Genomic DNA, 18,922 nt, shown 5'->3' on the forward strand with positions numbered 1-18,922 from the left:
TTCCGTACAGCGAAAATCCCGAAATCCGTCCCGGCCTCCGGGACGGCGTTCTCGCTGGGTGCGTTGCGGTTTTCCCTAGGTGCCGGATAGGTGGTATCCACATCGATGTGGCAGGGGGGGTGATTGCACAATCGCCCGTCAACTTCGTGTAAGGAGTCGTTTCGTGAAAATAAAGAGCCAGAAAGATTTCTTCTCAGGCCTCATGTTCATGGGGGTCGGGGTCGCTTTCGCGGTCGGTGCCACCAACTACAGCGTCGGCAACGGCGCGCGCATGGGTCCGGGGTATTTCCCCCTGATCCTGGGGATCCTGCTCGCCATCCTGGGTGCGGCCATCACGTTCTACGCCACCGTGGTGGAGAGCGCCGATGGCGACAAGATCGGCAAGTGGGCCTGGAAGCCGCTGTTCTTCATCCTCGCTTCCAACTTCGCGTTCGGCGTGCTGCTCGCCGGCCTGCCGAGCTTCGGCGTGCCGGCCATGGGCCTGATCGTCGCCATCTACGCGCTCGTGTTCATCGCGAGCCTGGCGGGCGAGACCTTCAACGCCAAGGAAGTGTTCATCCTCGCCACCATCCTCGCGGTGGGCAGCTACGTGGCTTTCGTGTGGGCGCTGAAACTGCAGTTCCCCGTGTGGCCCAGTTTCATTTCGGGTTGAGCGGGAGCATCGAAAACCATGGAATTGTTTGACAACCTGGCGACCGGCTTCGGCGTCGCCTTCACCTTCCAGAACCTCATCTACTGCCTGATCGGCTGTATCCTGGGGACGCTGATCGGCGTGCTGCCCGGCATCGGGCCCGTGGCCACCATCGCCATGCTGCTGCCCGCCACCTACGCGCTGCCGCCCGTGGCCGCGCTCATCATGCTGGCCGGCATTTACTACGGCGCGCAGTACGGGGGCTCGACCACCGCGATTCTCGTGAACCTGCCGGGCGAGTCATCCTCGGTGGTGACCGTGATCGACGGCTACCAGATGGCGCGCAAGGGCCGCGCGGGCCCGGCGCTCGCCGCCGCCGGCCTGGGCTCGTTCTTCGCGGGCTGCGTGGGCACGCTGATCCTGGCCGCCTTCGCGCCGCCGCTGACCGAAGTCGCCTTCAAGTTCGGCCCTGCCGAATACTTCTCGCTGATGGTGCTGGGCCTGATCGGCGCCGTGGTGCTGGCCTCGGGCTCGCTGCTCAAGGCCGTGGCCATGATCGTGCTGGGCCTGCTGCTCGGCCTCGTGGGTACCGACGTGAACTCGGGCGTGGCCCGCTACAGCTTCGACATTCCCGAACTGACCGACGGCATCAACTTCGTCGTGATCGCCATGGGTGTGTTCGGCTACGGTGAAATCATCGCCAACCTCTCCAAGCCCGAGGACGACCGCGAGGTGTTCACGGCCAAGGTGCAGGGCCTGTTCCCCACCAAGGAAGACTTCAAGCGCATGATCCCCGCCGTGCTGCGCGGCACTTCCCTGGGCGCGGCCCTGGGCATCCTGCCCGGCGGCGGCGCGCTGCTGGCGGCCTTCGCGGCCTACACCATCGAGAAGAAGACCAAGCTGAAGCCGGGCGAAGTGCCCTTCGGCAAGGGCAACATCCGCGGCGTGGCGGCTCCCGAGTCGGCCAACAACGCCGGCGCGCAGACCTCCTTCATCCCGCTGCTGACGCTGGGCATCCCGCCCAACGCCGTGATGGCGCTGATGGTGGGTGCCATGACCATCCACAACATCCAGCCCGGCCCGCAGGTGATGACCAGCAACCCCGAGCTGTTCTGGGGCCTGATCGCCTCGATGTGGCTCGGCAACGCGATGCTGATCATCCTGAACCTGCCGCTGATCGGCATGTGGATCAAGCTGCTCACCGTGCCCTACCGCTGGCTGTTCCCCTCCATCGTGCTGTTCTGCGCGGTGGGCGTGTACGGCACGAACAACAACACGTTCGACGTGTGGCTGGTCGGCATCTTCGGCTTCATCGGCTATATCTTCCACAAGCTGGGTACCGAGCCGGCGCCCCTGCTGCTGGGCTTCATCCTCGGCCCGATGATGGAAGAGAACCTGCGCCGCGCGCTGCTGCTGTCGCGCGGCGACTGGAGCGTGTTCGTCACGCGCCCGATCTCCGCCGGCCTGCTCGCCGCCGCCGTGCTGCTGCTCATCATCGTGCTGCTGCCGGCCGTGAGCAAGAAGCGCGAGGAAGCCTTCGTCGAGGACTGACCCGCCCAGGGCACTTCCTCTTCCACGATTGGGAAAGACGGCACCTTCGGGTGCCGTTTTTCTTGGGCGGGAGGGTCCTCAGGGCATGACGGCGGAATCGGGCAGGGGCGGGCAGCCGGTGCATTCGGGAGGGATGTTTTCGAAGACGACGTCGCGGCCGATGCGCACGACGTTGAGCGGAGGATCGATCCACCAATTGATATCCCCATTCAACCAGAGATCGACGACGTCGCTTTCGCCCAACAAGGTTTCTGGTTCGACGCGGTACAAGCGGATCACATGGGGATATTTCATATCCCAGTGCATGAGCCGCTGTTGCCATGAGGCTTCGTAGTAATCGAGCCGATAGACGCGCCGGGGGCTGTAGTGGCTTCTTTGGTATTCAGGGGTGGCGAGACTGCGGAGGGTGATCCCGAGCACTGCAATGCCGAGGAGCAGGGCAGCTACCTTGAATCGACGGGTGGTGGTCATGGGTGCGGAAGTGCTGGTGCCAGAGGGTGAGGCCCGTTTCATATCCAGGGCGTGCGTTGCCTTGGAGGGTGAATGTGATGGGCAAGACCTCCCCTGGACAGTTCAGGGCATCACTGCTGAGTCGGGCAGCGGTGGGCAGCCGGTGCATTCCGACGGAACATTCTCGAAAACGACGTCGCGGCCCACGCGGACCTTGTTCATGGGGTCTTCCGTGTACCAATAGAGCTCTCCATTCATCCAGAGATCGACCACCTTGCTTTCGCCGATCAAGGCCTTCGGCTGGATGCGGCACAGCCTCACGAATGCAGGTATCTTGAAATCGCGATGCAATAGTCCTTGCAGGAAAGAGGCTTCGTAGTATTCGATCCGATAGGCCTTGTAGGGGCTGACGGCGGTGTGGAACAGGTGGGGGCGGGTGCCCTGCCATAGGCCGGTAACCATCGTTGCCGCCAGCAGCAGGCAGATGGAATTTTTGAGGCGGCTACCGTATATCAAGGCATCAATACCGAGTTCGGCAAGGGTGGACAATCCGGGCATTCCGGGGGGATGTGTTCGAAATCCACGTCCCTTCCTACCCGAACAACATTCAGCGGGGCATCGAACCACCAGTAAAGTTCCCCGTTGAGCCAGAGATTCACCACGGCACTTTCGCCCAGCAGGGTTTCTGGTTGAATACGATACAAGCGTATGATGAAAGGGGTCTTCATTTCATGGTGGAAGATCCTTCCAGAGCATGAGTGTTGACTTATAAGTCCGGTGCAATAAATCTTCAAAAACCCAGACTCTGTCAGGGCATGATTTCGGAGTCTTTCAGCGGCGGACATTGCGTGCATTCGGGCGGAATATTTTCGAAGACCACATCTCTGCCTACGCGTACTTTATTCATGGGAGGGTTGAGGTACCAGTACAACTGGCCATTGATCCAGAGATCCAACACGCCACTCTCTCCGAGTAGTTTTTTTGGGTTGATTCGATATAGACGAACTATGGACGGAGCCTTCATTTGATAATTAATGATACGCTGCATTGGTGAGGCATCGTAATACTCAACTCGATAGGCGCTTCTGGGGCTGTTGTAAAATCCCTTGAGGTTGGGATTGAATATATACCAGCTTAAGGAACCCAATAAAATGGTAACTACGCATGCCTTGATGCGATGGCGAAGTATGAGAGGCCTGGTCATCGCGTAGTGATGGAAGTGGAAAGGCGTGCCTGCTCTTTCACCCACTCAAGACTCTTGCCCTGCACGCACCACGCCGAATCGCGTACCCAGTCGTTGAACCAGAGAGAAGGCTGACCCTTCAATTCCTGGCACTTGGCATAACCCAATCTGGGGAGGTAGTGGTTTTGTAGCACCGTGGAAGCGAATGCCACCAGCAGCAATGCAGCTAAATTAACCACAACCAGGATGTTGACCAAGCGGGCTCCCTTGGCAACCAGCTGCTCTCCCAGGGGGACTGCCTTCATGGGGAGGATGATCAGCGTCAGAAGTGCCAGCGGCAGCATGGCAGGAGCCAGCATGACCCCGGGCCAGATGCGAACGACAGGAGCGGGCTGGCTCAGATCCCCAAAAAGCTCAGGAATGGACCAGAACGTGAAGTAGCTACTTACACCGAGCAGCATCAACATGACAGGGATGCCGAAAGGCAAGATCTTCCTGATATGGGCAAGCTCTGAATTGTTGGTTTTCATGTCAATACCTGGGGCAGATGGGGCAAAGCCATTCTTTGAAGCCTTGGCCAAGAAAACGATTCGCTTGATCGGCTTTCTGGTCAATGGATTTTCTCAATTCTTCATGCCAGGAAGCTGTATCAGTTTTGATTTGGTAGAAGCCATGCTCAAGTGTATTGGGTATCGCCTTCAATGCGGCAACCACCTTGCTCTTAATCTCGTATTTTTGATCGATCTGGTTTAAGCCTGTGCCGAATAATACGGCAGCCACTGCCATGATGCCAATTGGTGCTATTGCAATCGTCGTGATCGAACCGATGGTCATCGCTGATGCATAGGCCAGCAAAGCGCCAAGGCCACCCTTGACCGCCTCCACACCGATTCCGCCGACCAAGTCATTCATGGTCTTTTCGCTGTTGAACATGAAGTCCATCAACTCTATGCCTGCGGACACCACCACACCCAGGACGAACCCACCTTTGGCGATGCCCGCCAGGCTTTTCACTCCCAAGCCGAACTGGAGCATCTTGGGGTGGGTCGCAAGGTAGCGAGTCCCTTGAAGCGCGCTGCTGCGCTGGGCCGAGTAGCCTTTGATGATGATGTAGGTGCCAGTGGCGGTGGTTTTCACATAGCTTGTGATCCCCGCCATGCCGATAGCGTTCAGTGTGCGGGTGATGGCGATGGCATCATTGGCACCTTGTGCTACCGGACCAACCCAGGGTTCACTGGCATTGGGACTGAAGGTTTTCTGCCAGTATTGGCCGAAAGTTGAACTGGCGAGGATCTTGCGCAAATTGAACTCAAGTGCTGGTTTATTCCTTGCCTTGTCTTGCAAAATGCTCATGTATTGACCAGGAGTCAGCACTAAAACATCTACCTGGTTCTTGTCCATGGACTGTTCCACGGACTGCGCGTACCCCATGTTGAAAAATGTAGCTGCAAGCTCTGCACTCATCGGTTCGATTCTCCCTTGGTAATTTCAAATATTTTTAGTTCAGGTGTTGGTCGGGGAATACTTCATCCCTCTGCTAACCCTATCTTTACTGGTCACGCCAACCCGTGCCTAGCAGCCGGGGAGCCGGGTACATTAATCCGCTCGAGGGTGGATTGCAGCGCCTAATGCGGCGCTGTCAGTGGATTCAGCATCTTTCTTTCCTTTCATCTCGAACTGCACCTGCGTGACGCAATGCTCGGCGCGGATTATGCGGAGGCATACGGCTAAAAATATCCCAGAGTACCGTGCAAATAGGTCGCTAGACGTAACGGTTCCATCCGCCGAAACGCATGCCGTTACCGCTTGACTGCCCCGTGCTACCCATGCCAGCGCCGGCTTTCCCGCCCATCGCGTCCCACGCTGCCAGCCTTGCGCAAAGCCGCGGGCCGCGCGCCGCGGCGCATGCCACACTGCGGCTTTCCCCGCCTTCGCGCCTGCGCGCCCGTCCCGTGCCCTCCGATACCGCTGTTGCTCCTCCCCCCGCCAAAACCGCCACCGGGCTCGTCCTCGCCCTCGTGGGCGCCATCGCCTTCAGCGGCAAGGCCATCATCGTCAAGCTCGCCTACCGCTACGGGGTGGATGCGGTCACGCTGCTGATGTACCGCATGCTGTTCGCGCTGCCGATCTTCGCGGTGATGGCGTGGTGGGCGAGCCGTGGCAAGCCGCCGCTGTCGCGGCGCGACTGGGCGGGCATCGTGGGCCTGGGTGTCACGGGGTACTACCTCGCGAGCTTTCTCGACTTCGCCGGGCTGGCCTACATCACGGCGAGCCTGGAGCGGCTCATCCTGTACCTCAACCCCACGCTGGTGGTGGTGCTGGGCTGGCTGCTGTACGGGCGCGGCATCCGCCGCGGGCAGGTGCTGGGCATGGCGATCAGCTATTGCGGCGTGGTGCTGGTGTTCGGCCACGAAGCGAGCCTGCAGGGCCAGGATGTGGCCTGGGGCGTGCTGCTGGTCTTTCTCTCGGCCGTGAGCTATGCGGTCTATCTGGTGTACAGCGGCGAGATGGTCCGCCGCATCGGCTCGCTGCGGCTGGTGGGCCTGGCCACCACGGTGGCGTGCGTGTGCTGCATCGCGCAGTTCGCGGCGCTGCGCCCGCTCTCGGCGGCCGTGGTGGCGCCCGAGGTGCTGTGGCTGTCGGTGTGCAACGCGGTGCTGTGCACGGCCGTGCCGGTGCTGCTGGTGATGATGGCGATCGAGCGCATCGGCGCGGGCGCGGCAGCGCAGGCCGGCATGATCGGGCCGCTGTCCACGATCCTGATGGGCGTGTGGCTGCTGGGCGAGCCGTTCACGCTCTGGGTGGCGGCCGGCACGGTGCTGGTGATGGCGGGCATCTTCGTGTTCACGCGAATGCGGGCCTGAAGGGCAGGCGCCACCCGCTATTCCCCGGCACCCCACGCGGATGCCGGGCTTCCGTACCATCGCGGTTCCGGCGCCGTGCGCGCCACCCACCACCACTGCGTTGCCGCACCGCGCGGAACGAAAGGACAAGCACTATGGATCTGGGTATCACGGGCAAATGGGCACTGGTCTGCGGCGCGAGCAAGGGCCTGGGCTACGGCTGCGCCGAGGCGCTGGTGCGCGAGGGCGTGAACGTGGTGATCAACGCGCGCAATCCCGAGGACCTGCGACTGGCGGCCGCGCGGCTGGTTTCCGCAGGCGCGGAGATCACGGCGGCCGCGGGGCAGAAGGGGCCGCCGCCGCAGGTGGTGGCCGTGCCCGCCGACATCACCACGCCGGAGGGGCGCGAGGCGGCATTCACCGCGCCCGGCGGGCCGGGGCGCGATTTCGACATCGTGGTGACGAACGCGGGCGGCCCGCCGCCCGGCGATTTCCGCGAGTGGGACCGCGAGGCCTGGATCCGCGCAGTGGATGCCAACATGCTCACGCCCATCGAACTGATCAAGGCGACGGTGGACGGCATGGCCGCGCGCGGCTTCGGCCGCATCGTGAACATCACGTCGAGCGCGGTGAAGGCGCCGATCGACATCCTGGGCCTGTCCAACGGCGCGCGCAGCGGCCTCACGGGGTTCGTGGCCGGTGCCGCGCGCAGCGGTATCGCCGCGAAGGGCGTGACCATCAACAACCTGCTGCCCGGCAAGTTCGATACCGACCGGCTGGCAGCCACCATCCAGGCCGCGGTGAAGAAGTCGGGCAGGAGCGAGGACGATGTGCGCCGGGCCCAGCAGGCGGCGATTCCGGCGGGCCGCTACGGCACGCCGGAGGAGTTCGGCGCGATCTGCGCCTTCCTCTGCAGCGTGCAGGCGGCCTACCTGACCGGGCAGAACGTGCTGGCGGACGGCGGCGCCTACCCCGGAGCGTTCTGAGCAGGACCGGCTGGACCGCCGGGCGACGCGGTGGCCCGCGTCACATGCTCCAGATGCGGGGCAGCCGGGCCGGCAGGCCCCAGAGCTGCTCGCGCCAAGCCCCCCAGGCCTGCCGCAGCAGTTCCATGGCCGGTTCCACCACGGGCGCCAGCACGCGCACCACCACCACCTGCGGGTGGGGGCTGGTCGCGCCCGCGGTCTCCCGCAGCGCATGCGCATCGATCATGGCGCGGGCCGCGTCCAGGGCCGCCTCCCGGCGTTCCCGCGGCAGCGCCTCGCCGGCCACGAAAAATACCGATGCCAGGCAGCGGTGCCCGGCCAGCCCGAGGCGGCCATCCATGAGCAGCGCGTCGGCGGCGTCGATGGTGCCGCGTTCCAGCCAGATGCCGGGCACTTCGATGTGCTGCGTGAAGCGTCCTTCGGCGAAGGGCTGGCCGGAGTGCGGCAGGCCCAGGGCGGTCACGTCCCAGGCGATGCATTCGGCGCCCGGCGCGAGCGAGAGGATGAGCCGGTTCTCGGCCTGGCAGGCGCTGTAGCACAGGGCCTCCAGCGGCAGCCATTCGAGGCGTGCGCCGGCGGCCAGCGTGGCCTGCGTGCGCTGCAGCGCGGGAGCACCGGTGGAGCGGTAGAAGCGCGTGGCGCCCGGCGTGGTCACGAGGCCGTGGGCCCCCGCCGCGACCGTGGCTGCGATGTCCAGCGTGTCCCCGCCCACGAGCCCGCCCGGCGGATGCACGAGCACGTTGTGGCAGATGCCGTCGCCTTCGGGGTAGAGGCTCTGCAGGATGCGCAGCGGTCCGTCGTGGAGGAAGCGGGCCACGGTGCGCGGGCCTTCCCGCCGGTAGTCCAGTTGCAGGCGGGCGTGCCAGGTCATCGGTCGTGGGTGTCTTGCGGTCGTTGCGTGGGGTGGAGCGAGCGCCGCATGATAGCCGCGGTCCGCGGGCCGGACGGCAGGTACGCGCGTCAGGCCTTCCAGGCGCCTTCGTGCGATGCGGAGGCTTCGGCGACCAGGGCCGGGCCGATGCATTCGATCGGGTGCGGCGAGGCATCGAAGACGTCGCGGCAGGAGAGTTCCGCATCGCGCTGGTCCTGCCGCTCGCCGCGGAAGCCGCGCAGGCGCACTGCGTCGATGCCGTACACCACGCGGCCGATGTTGGCCCAGAAAATCGCGCCCGCGCACATCACGCAGGGCTCGCCCGACGAGTACAGCGTGGCACGCGCCAGGACCTCGCGCGCATGCTGCGGGCTCGCCACGCGGATGGCGGAGGTTTCCGCGTGCGCCGTGCAGTCGCCGGTCTCCCCGTTGGCGTTCCAGGCCTCCGCGAGCACCGTGCCGTCGTCGCCGACGATCACCGCTCCGAACGGCCGGTTGCCGCGCGCGCGGGCCTTGTCCGCCAGGGCGATGGCCTGCCGCAGGTAGCGGCCGTCGCGCTCGTCCAGCGGCGTCTCCTCTGGCAGCGGCATGGCACTCATGCGGCGCCTTTCGGGCCCGCGGGCAGGAAGCCGGGGTTGAACACCCGCTCGGGCGCGGGCTTCGCGGCCAGCTGGAACACGGTGGCCACCTCGTCGATCTGGCGCCCCAGCACGTCGGGCTGCACACTGCCCAGGGACTGGGCCGGCAGGTCGGGCGGCGCCAGGTACTGCCGCGTGATGGACCAGCGCTCGCGCTCCACATCCATGTTGAGGATGGGCTCGCGCGCCTTGACGGCGGCCAGTGCCGCATCGGGGTTGGCGAGGGTTTCGCGCAGCGCCCGCTGGCTGGCGCGCAGGAAGCCGCGTGCCGCCTCGGGTTTTTCCTGCAGCAGCCGGCCCGCCAGCAGGGCGTTGCCGTACAGGTGCAGCCCGGCCTTGCCGTACTCGAGCACGGCGAGATCCCGGGGGGGCATGCGCGCGAACAGCGATACGGCGGAGTCGTGGAAATACGTGGCGGCATCGACATCGCCGCGCACCATCACGTTGTCACGGGCGCTGAAGTCGGTCGTCACCCACTCGAAGAGGTCGGGGCCGGTCTTGAGCGCGCGCGCCACCATGGGCCAGCAGCGGCGCGTGGATTCCACCGCCGCCGCGGCCACGCGCTTGCCCTTGAGCGAGAGGAAGTCGGTGGTGATGCCGCGGTCCTTGCGGCCGATGATGACGAAGGGGGCGCGCTGGTAGTACTGGTAGATGGCCTGCACGGGCGTGCCGGGGTTCTGGGCCTGGAACTCGACCAGGGAGCTGAGGTCGCCCAGGCCCAGGTCGTAGGCGCCGCTGGCCACGCGCGTGATGGACGCCACGGAGCCCGAGCCCACGTCGATGCTCACGTCCAGTCCCTCTTCCTTGTAGTAGCCCTTGGCGAGCGCGAGGAAGAAGGGCGAAGTCTGGCTGGTGACGCGGAAGTCGAGCGTGAACTTCAGCGGAATGGGCGTTCCCTGCGCATGGACGAAGGGCGCGAACGGCGCGCCCAGTGCGGCGGTGGTGGCGAGGGAGCGTGAGAGAAACTGGCGTCGTTGCATGGCCGTGCCTCGGTGGTCATTGCGAAAGAGGCCGGTGCGCCGCCCGCCGTGCACCGCGCGCGAAGGCACGGCGCACCGCCGGGCAGGACCGGTGCGGATCGAGCAATTTCCGGGCGGCGGCGGGGTGGCTCCGCCGTGCTGAACGCTTCTACTCGCCGGCGTCAATGCATGAAGCGTGCCCATGGTGACGCCGCCCGCACGGCGTGCGCGATGCCGGAGGTGGGCGATGCCCCCTGGTGCACCGGCGGTGCGCGGCATGCCCGCATTCCTCGTTCTGGTGCACGCTGTCACCGCCGCGGGGCAGGCGTCGCCCCCGTGCGGCGGGTCACTGCAGCGGCTTTGCCTGGCCCGCGGATTGCATCCGGCTGCGGCGAGAGTAGAAGCGTTCAGCACGGCCGCTCCCCCCTGGTGCGGGGCCGGCGGCCGGCGGGTCATTGCTCTTGAAGCCGGCGGCGGCCCTGGTGCCCGGCACGGGGCCGCCGCCTTTTCCCACTTCAAGGGCCCGCGCCGCGCGCGCTATCGCCATGGACGGTGACCATGGCCGCGCCTTCACGGCCCTTGCATGCTGCAACGACAAGGAAACCACCATGACTTCTGCCACCATCCCCGGCACCGCGACCGACCACTCCGGCGTCCAGGAGGAACTCTCCCGCGAGGCCCGCATGGGCGGCCTGGGCGAGGAGACGCGCGAGCGCGAGGTGCGCTGCATCGACATCTCGGATTTCGACCGCCGCAAGGAAGAGATCGCCGAACAGCTCTGGAGCGCGTCCGTCGATATCGGCTTCTTCCAGGTGTCCCACCACGGCATTCCCATCGAGGACATCCGCGCGGCCTTCGCGCGGGCCGAGGCCTTCTTCGCGCTGCCGCGCGAGACCAAGGCGCAGTGGCCGCTCGCGCGCAACGCGGGCTGGGAGCACAAGGCGCAGATCCGCCCCTCCACCCGCACGCCGGACCAGAAGGAGTCCTACCAGGTCACGCGCCCGCGCATGGAGGGCCTCTGGCCGACGGAGGAGGAACTGCCGGGCTTCCGCGCGGCGACGCTGGCCTTCGAGCGCCAGTGCTGGGAGGTGGGCATGCGCCTGCTCTCGTGCTTCGCGTGGAAGCTGGGATTCGACGATGCGTTCTTCACCCGCGCGCACGATCCGTCCGTGCCCGCCTACCAGAGCACGCTGCGCATGCTGCATTACTTCGCGGTGGATCCGGCGCTGAAGGATGAGCTGGGGCTCTGGCGCGCGGGCGCGCACACCGATTTCGACTGCCTGACGCTGCTGTTCCAGCGCCCGGGGCAGGGCGGGCTGCAGGTGCTGCCCGGCAAGGAGATGGAGGGCCGCCGCTGGACGCCCGTGGAACCCGCGGAGGGCGTGATCACCTGCAACATCGGCGACATGCTCACGCGCTGGAGCGACGACGTGCTGCCCAGCAACTTCCACCGGGTGCGCAACCCGCTGCCGCACGAGTACCAGGGCGCGCGCTACAGCCTCGCGTTCTTCTGCCAGGCCAACGAGGATGCGGTGATCGCGGGCCCGGCGGGCACGCACCCGCCGATCACGGCGGGCGAGTACCTGAAGCAGCGCATCAGCGCGAACTTCTCCAACCGCTACTGACGGCGGCGGGGGCGGTCAGCGCGCGCCCCGCTGGGGAGCGCGCGGGCCGCGGCCTTCGATGTGCCGGAAGGTGAGCCGGCCCTTGTTGAGGTCATAGGGGGACAGTTCCAGCGACACGCGGTCGCCGGCGAGCACGCGGATGCGGTGCTTGCGCATCTTGCCGCCCGCATAGGCGATGAGCTGGTGCCCGTTGTCCAGGGTCACGCGGAAGCGGGAGTCGGGCAGGACTTCCTCCACTTTGCCTTGCATTTCGATCAGGTCTTCTTTGGACACGGAACTCCTTCGGATGGTGGGAAAGAAAGGGATGGATGGGCGCGGGGGCGCGGGTCAGGCGGCGCCGTGCAGGGCGATGTGCCGGCCCTGGTCGAGGGCGTAGAGCGAGGCCAGGGCATCGCTGTCGAAATGCGGCAGGAAGCGGAAGACGCGGTCGTGCATGCCGCGGCGGACGGAGACGGAAGCGGTGTAGCGGCCCGATTCGATGCGCCGGATCAGCGGCGTGACGAGGTAGCGGCCCACTGCCAGGGCGACTGGTGTGTGCATGTCGGAAAGAAAAAGAAGCAGCGTGCGGCGCGCGCACGCGGGGAAACACAGGACGCCGGTGGAGGCCGGGCGCGGCCGGATGGGAGGCCGGCGGCGTGGAAGCAGGTGGCGGAAGCCGCCAGGGGCGACGCGGGCCGGGAGTCCGGAACGGAGCGCGTCGTGAAAAAAGGAAGGAGCTTGCCGGAAGGAAGGCGGGCCGAGGTACGGGCCCGGTGCGGCGGGGCATGCGGGACGATGCGTGCGCCGTAGGCCCCGGCAAGGCAGGCATGTCGCCAGGGCGGGGCACAGTGTAGCGCATGCGCGCCGGCCCGTCCGCAGCAATGGCCATGTGTTGCTTGCTGGCAATGGGCCATCGCGCGTGCATGCTGCCGTGCTAGCCTGTATCTTGATTTTTCAACCGAAGGTACGTTGCATGGCTACCGCGTCCACTTCCACCGCCCGGCTGGGCGAACTGCGCGAGGCATTGCCCCGCATCGACCGGTTGCTGCGCAGCAACCAGGCGGGTGAAATCGGCGAGGACGTGATCGACGAACTCGTCCAGTGCGCATGGATGGAATGGAACGCGGGGGCGCTGCGCCTGACCGCCACGGGCCAGAACATCTGCCGCCAGATGCAGGCCCGCTGACCGCGGCGCGCGCAAACGTTTTCGCGCCGCTTCTGCGCCATTGCAGCGCCACCCGGCGCCACGGGCCGCCATCACTCCGGCAGCGCCGCGCGCCAGGGCGCCATCCACTCCAGACCCGCGCCGGTGCCACCCGGCTCCGAACCGCGCGCAGGCCGGTATTCGCAGCCGATCCAGCCGGCATATCCCAGCGCATCCACGAGCCGGAAAAGATAGGGGTAGTGCACCTCGCCCACGTCGGGCTCGTGGCGCTCCGGCACGCCGGCGATCTGCAGGTGGCCCACGCGGCCCGTGGGCAGGTAGCGGCGCAGTTTCGTGGCCACGTCGCCTTCGGCCACCTGGCAGTGGTAGAGGTCCATCTGCACCTGCACGTGCGGGCTGCCCAGTTCTTCGACCCAGGCGTGCGCTGCTTCCTGCCGCTGCAGGAAATAGCCGGGCATGTCGCGGCCGTTGATGGGTTCGATCATCAGCGCGATGCCGTGCGGGGCCGCCAGGGCCGCCGCACCGCGCAGGTTGGCAGCGTAGGTGGCCTGCAGCGCCGCGGGGTCTGCGCCTTCGGGCGCGATGCCGGCCATCACGTGGATGCGCGGGCAGGCCAGGACCCGGGCGTAGGCGACGGCCTGGGCGATGCCTTCGCGGAACTCCGCCTCCCGGCCCGGCAGGCAGGCCAGGCCGCGTTCGCCGGCCTCCCAGTCGCCCGGCGGGGCGTTGAACAGCACCTGCTGCAGTCCATGGCGATGCAGCAGGGCGGCCAGCCGGTCGGCCGGATGGGCATAGGGGAACAGGTACTCGACCCCCCGGAAGCCATCGCGGGCCGCGGCGGCGAAGCGGTCGGTGAACTCCATCTCCGGATAGAGCATGGAGAGGTTGGCGGCGAAGCGGGGCATGGCGGCGGGGCTGGACGGCGGTGCGCCATTGTGCCGGGCCGCCTCCATCCCATTGCCCGGTGCTGCTGACCGGGTGGTATGGCTCGGTGCTATTGCTCGGCGTAGTGGTAGGTCAGGCCGCCGTCCACGAAGTGGGTGCCGCCCGTGATGTAGCGCGCCTCGTCTCCCGCCAGGAAGGCCACCAGGCCGGCCACGTCCTCGGGCTGGCCCATGCGGCCCAGGGGGATCTGCGCATTGAGCGCGCGCATCTGCTCCGGGTTGTCCATGAGCTGCGCATTGATCGGGGTGGCGATGGCGCCGGGCGCGACGTTGTTGATGCGGATACCCAGCGGAGCGAGTTCGCTCGCGAGGTTGCGCGCCAGCATGCGCAGCGCGCCCTTGCTCGCGCAGTACGAGGCGAAATGCGGGAAGGCGATCTCCTCGTGCACCGAGCTGATGTTGACGATGGCGCCCCCGTCCTTGCGCGAGCGCAGGCGCCGCACGAAGGCCTGCGTGGCGAAGAACAGGCCCTTCACGTTGGTGTCCATCACGAGGTCGTAGTCTTCCTCGGTCACGTCCCAGAAGTCGGCGCGGCGCTCCACGCCCGCGTTGTTCACCAGGATGTCCAGCCCGCCGAGCGCCTGCGCGGCCTCGTCCACCAGCCGGCCCGCCCCGGCCGCGCCGTGGCTCAGGTCCGCGGCCACGTACACCGCGCGGCGCCCGAGCGCGGCGATGCACTCGATGAGCCCGCCGGGCGCGCCATCGGGATTGCGGCCGTTGAGAACGACGTCGGCACCGTCCTGGGCGAGCCGCAGCGCGATGGCGGCGCCGATGCCCTGTGTGCTGCCGGTGACGAGGGCCTTGCGGCCTGCGAGGCGTCCTTGGACCATGGGATTGCCTTTCCTGAAGAGCCGGTGGAAATCCCGCCACTGTAGGGATGGCGGGAGGGCCTCCGCGTAGTCCGGCGCCCCGGCCCCGCGTGCGCCGGCAATGCCTGATGCCCTGCGCGCACGGCGAAGTCGGGTTTCTGCGGATTGCTTCGCGCACCCGGTGGGCATGGCGGCGGCGGGTCGGCAGGATGGTGCCATGTCCCTGCTCGGCAAACTGACCCGCTGCTTCGGTATCTCCCGGATCGCCTTCGATACGCCGGCGGGACAGGCGCAGCAGATGCCGCCGCTGGCCAGCACCGCCGTGCGGCCTCTGGATGCGCCGGCCCGCCGGCCGCTGCGCCGGCCGCAGGCGGACTCTGCCCGGCCTCCGCGCGGCGCCCTGCCGGCCGCCGCCGCACAGGGCGGCACGGCGGGCGTGCCGGGCGGGACGGGACGCGCCGGCAGTGCGGGCAGCATGGCGTCCCATGTCCTGCCCGATGCGATGGAGCAGGCGCAGCCCGACATGTCCCGGTGTGTCCGCTCGCTGTTCAGCCGCACGGCCCATCGCTTCGGCGCGGCGGCGGACCTGGCCGGCGCCCTGTCGCAGCTGGATGTCTCGCGCATGGCGCCGGTCCCGGGCCTGCCCGGAGCGCCGCGCGTGCTGCTGGCCCAGGCGATCGCCGCGGCCACCGGAGGGGATGCCGCCATGGCCCTGGACGCACTCGCCGTGCTGCAGGAGATGGACCCGGCCCGCGAGGTGGCGGCGGCCTGGCGGCAGCGGCAGGCCGCTGCGTCCGGGGGCGATGCCGGATCGGTGTACGGAACGCCCGCGCAGTCCCCGGAGGGCAGCGAAGATGGCTCGGAATACGGGACGGCCCGGCACTCCCTGGAGGCCGATGGACCGGACCCCTCCACGCCGCGGCGCTCGTCCGCCAGCGCGGAAGCGGACGGGGCGGCCCGCGCCGCTGCGGCCAGGCAGGCGGCGTGGCGCACGGCCGCCGCGCTGGCCGCCACGCCCATGGGACAGGACGTGCTGCAGGCCGTGGTCGCCGTTCCGGTGGAGGCTGCGTCGCGCCAGGATTTCGCGCTGTTGCTGAAGGCCGCAGCCGCCTTGCCGCAGACCGCCGAGGGGCTGGCCGGGGGAGTGGACCCCGCCGCGCTGCTGGCGCGAGCCGGGGCACGGGAGGGCCTGCCGGACAGGGCGATCGCCTGCGCTGCCGCCCGGATGGCCGGCGATGTGCAGGCTGCCCAGCCCCACCGGTGGGCGCTGGCGGCCGTGCGCAACGACCTGTTCGACACCGGACCCGGATCGGACTTTGCCGCGATCGACGCGCGCCTCGTGAAAACCGGGCGCTGGATCGAGCGGGCCGCGCCGCAGCGGGGCAGGCTGCTGCGCAACCCCCTGGTCGGCAAGACACCTTTCACGGCCTTGCGGCACGGCACGCAGGGTGTGGAGCGAGGGCCTGCCATCGCGCGCCACCGCCGGGCCCGCGAAGCCGCGCTGCGCGAGGCCGCCGAGGGCCTGCGGGCGCACCTGGCCGATGCGGCCCTGCGCATGCGCACGCCCGGCCCCGGGCAGGTGCCCGAGGCGCTGCTGCGGGCCGCGGTCCTGGCGCACTGCCTGCAGACTCCGGCACCGGAGCCGCTCGAACGGGAGGGCTTCGACGCGGAGGCCCGTGGCCATATCGCCGGGCGCCTGGCCGGCATGCTCTCGCCGGGCCTGGACGCTGCGGGGCGGGCCGGCCTGGCCCACCGCCTGGCCGCTGCGCCCGCGCTGCAGGCGCTGGCCGTGCTGCGCTTCGACGCCCGGACCATGGAGCAGTGGCTCGACGAGGCCCGTGCGGTGGCGGGCACCGCCGCGCCGGCAGCCCGGGACGGGCCGGTGGACCTGCATGCCGCGTCCGCGGCGCTGGCGCGGGCGCGCGAGGAGGTCGCGGGACGCGACACCAGCGTGCCGGTGATCGACCGCGAAACCGTGCGCACGGCGCTCAAGGAGATCATCGCCCGCCTCGAAGGATCGAGCCGCCTGCGGCTGAGCAGCGGGGGCCTGGTGGGCGTGGGGCTGCGGCAGATCACGTCGTCGGTCAGTGCCGTCGCGAGCGCCTTCTTCCTGCGTGGCCGGATCGACGGCAGGGTGCAGCGCGGCCGGCAGGCCGTCTTCGAGATCGCGATGCCGCCCTACGACATGGAGATCGTGCTCGGCACCCAGCGCCAGGCGGCCCGGCAGGTGGGCGTCGGTGCCTTCGTGGGGCCGGACATCGGCCTGGCCAAGGCAGGCGTCAACGTGGACACCGTGCTCTATGGCCGCGAGCGCGCCGAGGTGAACGGCATTTCGCTGCGCCTGCCGCGCGTCGGACGGCCCGTACCGGAGCTGCGGGCCGAGTTCTCTGCCCTGGTGGACGCGCTGCTCGACGGATGCCACGGCGGCATGCAGCCAGGCGATGGAACGCCCCTGCTGCAGCGCCTGCTGCAGGCGTTTCCCGAACTCACGGTGAACCGCATCGGCCGGGCCGGCGACGGCCGGCGGCGCCATGCGCTGGGCGTGGACGCCGCGGCCTCGGCTGGCTACTGGGGGGCCAAGCTCAGCGGCAGCGTCGGCGGATTCGTCGAGGCCCAGCGCAACGTCACGAAGCACTACGCCGACGCGACGGGCCATATGCGTGTCGAGCGCTCGATCGAAGGGCACCTCGACAAGGCCGGGGTGGCTGCCAGGGTGTCCGCCGGCTTCGGCACGACGCTCGCGTCGGGCACCGCCGCGTCCGGCGGCGTGGACCTCTCGCTCGCGGCGCTCCAGGCCGGTGCGGCCGTGGAGCATGTCTTCTCCGGCCTGTCGCGCCGCAGGGAGGCCGTCTATGAAGCAGGGCGCCTGCATCCGCTCTCGTTCGTGGAAACCGAATACCAGAACGTGGATGCGTTCCTCGAGGCGATGGAGCCGCAGGCCGCGGACTGGGTCGATGCCGGCATCGAGCAGCCCCGGCTGGACGCGCTGCTGCAGGCCGTCCGGCAGCATGCGGCGCCGATCCACAGCTTCGCGGCGCGCTCCACGGTGACGCCCGCCATGCGCCAGCGGGACGATGCCTACCGCTCGGCACTGCAGCTCTGCGCGCAGCATCCAGGCGGCCCGCCGGGCGCGGCGCAGGCGCTGGCCGCCCGGATCGAATCCCAGTGGGCGGACCCGGCCGCGGTGCAACCCTATTCGCTGCGCTCCTACGAGCGCCACATGGTCCAGCAGACGCGCGGCATCGATCTGGTGGTGCAGTGGGCCGGCCTGGAAGCGGCCGAGGCGTCCCACATCGACAACCGGATCGACGTGCCGGCCCGGCGGCCGGCGCCGGCGCCTATCCGTCCGGAGGGTCCGCCAGCAATTGCTCCAGGCGCCGCGGGTAGTGGTTGAGGAAGTCCCGCGTCACCTCGAAATGCTCGGTGTCCTCGAAGGCCACTTCACTCACGCCCGTGCCGTCGAACAGGATGATCTTCGCGTGCGGGTACGACAGCAGGATCGGCGAGTGCGTGGCGATGACGAGTTGCGAATGGTCCTCGACCAGCTGGTGGATGGCGCACAGCGCCGGGCCAGCGCTTCCAGCACGGTGGATTTGCCCGCGCCGTTCTCTCCGACGAAGAAGGTGACGTTGGGATGGAAGTCGATCTGGTCTATTTGCGCGACGGCCGGGATGCTGTAGGGGTAGGTGCTCTCGTCGATGTCGGCGTCGGGCCGGAAGCTGGCGCGCAGCAGGTGGGGCCGGGTGCGGCGGGGCATGTGCGTTCCCTAGGCCTGGGCGCCCAGCGGCTTGACCAGGAACAGCGAGCGGACCTCATAGCCCAGCTCTTCATACACATGCAGCGCATGGGTGTTGAACGCCCAGACGTTCAGGCGCACTTCGACGCCTCCCCGCTGCGCCACCCAGTCCTGGGCCCGCTGCATCAATTCCCTGCCGATGCCCCGGCCCCGCTGGCTGGCGGTGATGCCGACGCTGCCCACGCGGCCGAAGCGCATGGGCTTCAGCAGCGAGTGGGATTCCGAGACGATGCTGACGGTGACGAAGCCGACCAGCCCGTCCCGGGACTCGGCGACGAAGGTCGTGGCGTCTTCCCGGCCGATGCTGCTGCGCCAGTGCGCTGCGTCCCGGTCCGGGTCGCCCGGGCCTGCGAAGATGCCGGGAAAGGCCTCGTGGTGGACCGCGTTCACTTCCTCGCCGAGCGCGCAGATCGCGTGGAGGTCGGTTTCGGTGGCTTCGCGGTAGGTGGGCATGCGGAAATTGTAGGGTTGCGCCATGGCGCCGGGCCCGGG

The 18,922-nt window shown here is 67.9% G+C and carries 19 protein-coding genes and 1 pseudogene; 7 read left to right on the forward strand and 13 right to left on the reverse strand.

Translation table 11 applies throughout. The features are described 5' to 3' along the window. Positions 1-163: 163 nt before the first annotated feature. Positions 164-652 carry a tripartite tricarboxylate transporter TctB family protein gene (locus tag ACGHC0_RS05410; protein ID WP_368354322.1) on the forward strand — a complete coding sequence of 163 codons (489 nt, stop codon included), beginning with the start codon at positions 164-166 and terminating at the stop codon, positions 650-652. Positions 653-670: 18 nt separating this feature from the next. Next, positions 671-2,182 carry a tripartite tricarboxylate transporter permease gene (locus ACGHC0_RS05415; protein ID WP_368354323.1) on the forward strand — a complete coding sequence of 504 codons (1,512 nt, stop codon included), beginning with the start codon at positions 671-673 and terminating at the stop codon, positions 2,180-2,182. Between the two features lie 78 nt (positions 2,183-2,260). On the opposite strand, the gene ACGHC0_RS05420 is transcribed toward ACGHC0_RS05415, so the two are convergent. From ACGHC0_RS05420 to ACGHC0_RS05435, 4 genes are all read right to left on the reverse strand, one after another. Further along, positions 2,261-2,653, reverse strand: a complete 393-nt coding sequence (locus tag ACGHC0_RS05420) for a hypothetical protein (RefSeq protein ID WP_415267633.1) — start codon at positions 2,651-2,653, stop codon at positions 2,261-2,263. A gap of 102 nt (positions 2,654-2,755) precedes the next feature. After that, positions 2,756-3,181, reverse strand: coding sequence for a hypothetical protein (locus ACGHC0_RS05425; RefSeq protein WP_415267634.1), 426 nt, complete (start codon positions 3,179-3,181; stop codon positions 2,756-2,758). A 651-nt stretch (positions 3,182-3,832) separates the two neighbouring features. Then, positions 3,833-4,345 carry a hypothetical protein gene (locus tag ACGHC0_RS05430; protein ID WP_415267635.1) on the reverse strand — a complete coding sequence of 171 codons (513 nt, stop codon included), beginning with the start codon at positions 4,343-4,345 and terminating at the stop codon, positions 3,833-3,835. 1 nt (position 4,346) lies between these two features. After that, complete coding sequence (locus ACGHC0_RS05435; protein WP_415267636.1) at positions 4,347-5,279, reverse strand: hypothetical protein; 933 nt, start codon at positions 5,277-5,279, stop codon at positions 4,347-4,349. A gap of 488 nt (positions 5,280-5,767) precedes the next feature. On the opposite strand from ACGHC0_RS05435, the gene ACGHC0_RS05440 reads away from it, so the two are divergent. Beyond that, a complete protein-coding gene (locus tag ACGHC0_RS05440; protein WP_415267637.1) occupies positions 5,768-6,679 on the forward strand; it encodes a DMT family transporter in 912 nt (303 codons plus the stop codon). A gap of 134 nt (positions 6,680-6,813) precedes the next feature. Further along, on the forward strand, positions 6,814-7,644 hold the full coding sequence (locus ACGHC0_RS05445; RefSeq protein WP_415267638.1) for an SDR family oxidoreductase: 831 nt from the start codon (positions 6,814-6,816) through the stop codon (positions 7,642-7,644). 40 nt (positions 7,645-7,684) lie between these two features. Here the strand turns inward: ACGHC0_RS05445 and ACGHC0_RS05450 are convergent, their stop codons facing one another. The 3 genes from ACGHC0_RS05450 to ACGHC0_RS05460 all read right to left on the reverse strand — a co-directional run bounded on the left by ACGHC0_RS05450 (position 7,685) and on the right by ACGHC0_RS05460 (position 10,133). Next, positions 7,685-8,515, reverse strand: coding sequence for an urease accessory protein UreD (locus ACGHC0_RS05450; protein WP_415267639.1), 831 nt, complete (start codon positions 8,513-8,515; stop codon positions 7,685-7,687). Positions 8,516-8,604: 89 nt separating this feature from the next. After that, entirely contained in the window at positions 8,605-9,114 is a 510-nt protein-coding gene (locus ACGHC0_RS05455) for a nucleoside deaminase (RefSeq protein WP_368354332.1), read from the reverse strand. Then, positions 9,111-10,133, reverse strand: a complete 1,023-nt coding sequence (locus tag ACGHC0_RS05460) for an ABC transporter substrate-binding protein (protein ID WP_368354333.1) — start codon at positions 10,131-10,133, stop codon at positions 9,111-9,113. Before ACGHC0_RS05460 ends, ACGHC0_RS05455 begins: the two co-directional genes overlap by 4 nt. A 587-nt stretch (positions 10,134-10,720) precedes the next feature. Between ACGHC0_RS05460 and ACGHC0_RS05465 the strand changes: the two genes are divergently transcribed. After that, complete coding sequence (locus ACGHC0_RS05465) at positions 10,721-11,737, forward strand: isopenicillin N synthase family dioxygenase (RefSeq protein ID WP_415267640.1); 1,017 nt, start codon at positions 10,721-10,723, stop codon at positions 11,735-11,737. Between the two features lie 15 nt (positions 11,738-11,752). Here the strand turns inward: ACGHC0_RS05465 and infA are convergent, their stop codons facing one another. Together infA and ACGHC0_RS05475 are read right to left on the reverse strand one after the other, a co-directional pair. After that, complete coding sequence (gene infA / locus ACGHC0_RS05470; protein WP_011794238.1) at positions 11,753-12,010, reverse strand: translation initiation factor IF-1; 258 nt, start codon at positions 12,008-12,010, stop codon at positions 11,753-11,755. 54 nt (positions 12,011-12,064) lie between these two features. Next, complete coding sequence (locus ACGHC0_RS05475) at positions 12,065-12,277, reverse strand: hypothetical protein (RefSeq protein WP_368354335.1); 213 nt, start codon at positions 12,275-12,277, stop codon at positions 12,065-12,067. Positions 12,278-12,689: 412 nt separating this feature from the next. On the opposite strand from ACGHC0_RS05475, the gene ACGHC0_RS05480 reads away from it, so the two are divergent. Next, entirely contained in the window at positions 12,690-12,902 is a 213-nt protein-coding gene (locus ACGHC0_RS05480; RefSeq protein WP_368354336.1) for a hypothetical protein, read from the forward strand. A gap of 71 nt (positions 12,903-12,973) precedes the next feature. On the opposite strand, the gene otnI is transcribed toward ACGHC0_RS05480, so the two are convergent. Then, positions 12,974-13,786, reverse strand: coding sequence for a 2-oxo-tetronate isomerase (gene otnI, locus ACGHC0_RS05485; protein WP_368354337.1), 813 nt, complete (start codon positions 13,784-13,786; stop codon positions 12,974-12,976). 89 nt (positions 13,787-13,875) lie between these two features. Then, positions 13,876-14,655 (reverse strand): SDR family NAD(P)-dependent oxidoreductase, encoded by a 780-nt coding sequence (locus ACGHC0_RS05490; RefSeq protein ID WP_368354338.1) that lies wholly within the window; start codon positions 14,653-14,655, stop codon positions 13,876-13,878. Positions 14,656-14,851: 196 nt separating this feature from the next. Here ACGHC0_RS05490 and ACGHC0_RS05495 point away from each other — a divergent pair, with 196 nt between their 5' ends. After that, on the forward strand, positions 14,852-18,028 hold the full coding sequence (locus ACGHC0_RS05495) for a hypothetical protein (protein ID WP_415267641.1): 3,177 nt from the start codon (positions 14,852-14,854) through the stop codon (positions 18,026-18,028). Here the strand turns inward: ACGHC0_RS05495 and ACGHC0_RS05500 are convergent. Both ACGHC0_RS05500 and ACGHC0_RS05505 read right to left on the reverse strand, forming a co-directional pair. Next, positions 17,973-18,391 (reverse strand): annotated as a pseudogene (locus ACGHC0_RS05500) (AAA family ATPase). The gene ACGHC0_RS05495 and the pseudogene ACGHC0_RS05500 sit on opposite strands and share 56 nt — an antisense overlap. Positions 18,392-18,400: 9 nt before the next feature. Beyond that, positions 18,401-18,883 carry a GNAT family N-acetyltransferase gene (locus ACGHC0_RS05505; RefSeq protein ID WP_368354340.1) on the reverse strand — a complete coding sequence of 161 codons (483 nt, stop codon included), beginning with the start codon at positions 18,881-18,883 and terminating at the stop codon, positions 18,401-18,403. Positions 18,884-18,922 lie beyond the last annotated feature (39 nt).

The organism is Acidovorax sacchari (genome assembly GCF_042847045.1).
Classification (GTDB): domain Bacteria; phylum Pseudomonadota; class Gammaproteobacteria; order Burkholderiales; family Burkholderiaceae_C; genus Paracidovorax; species Paracidovorax sacchari.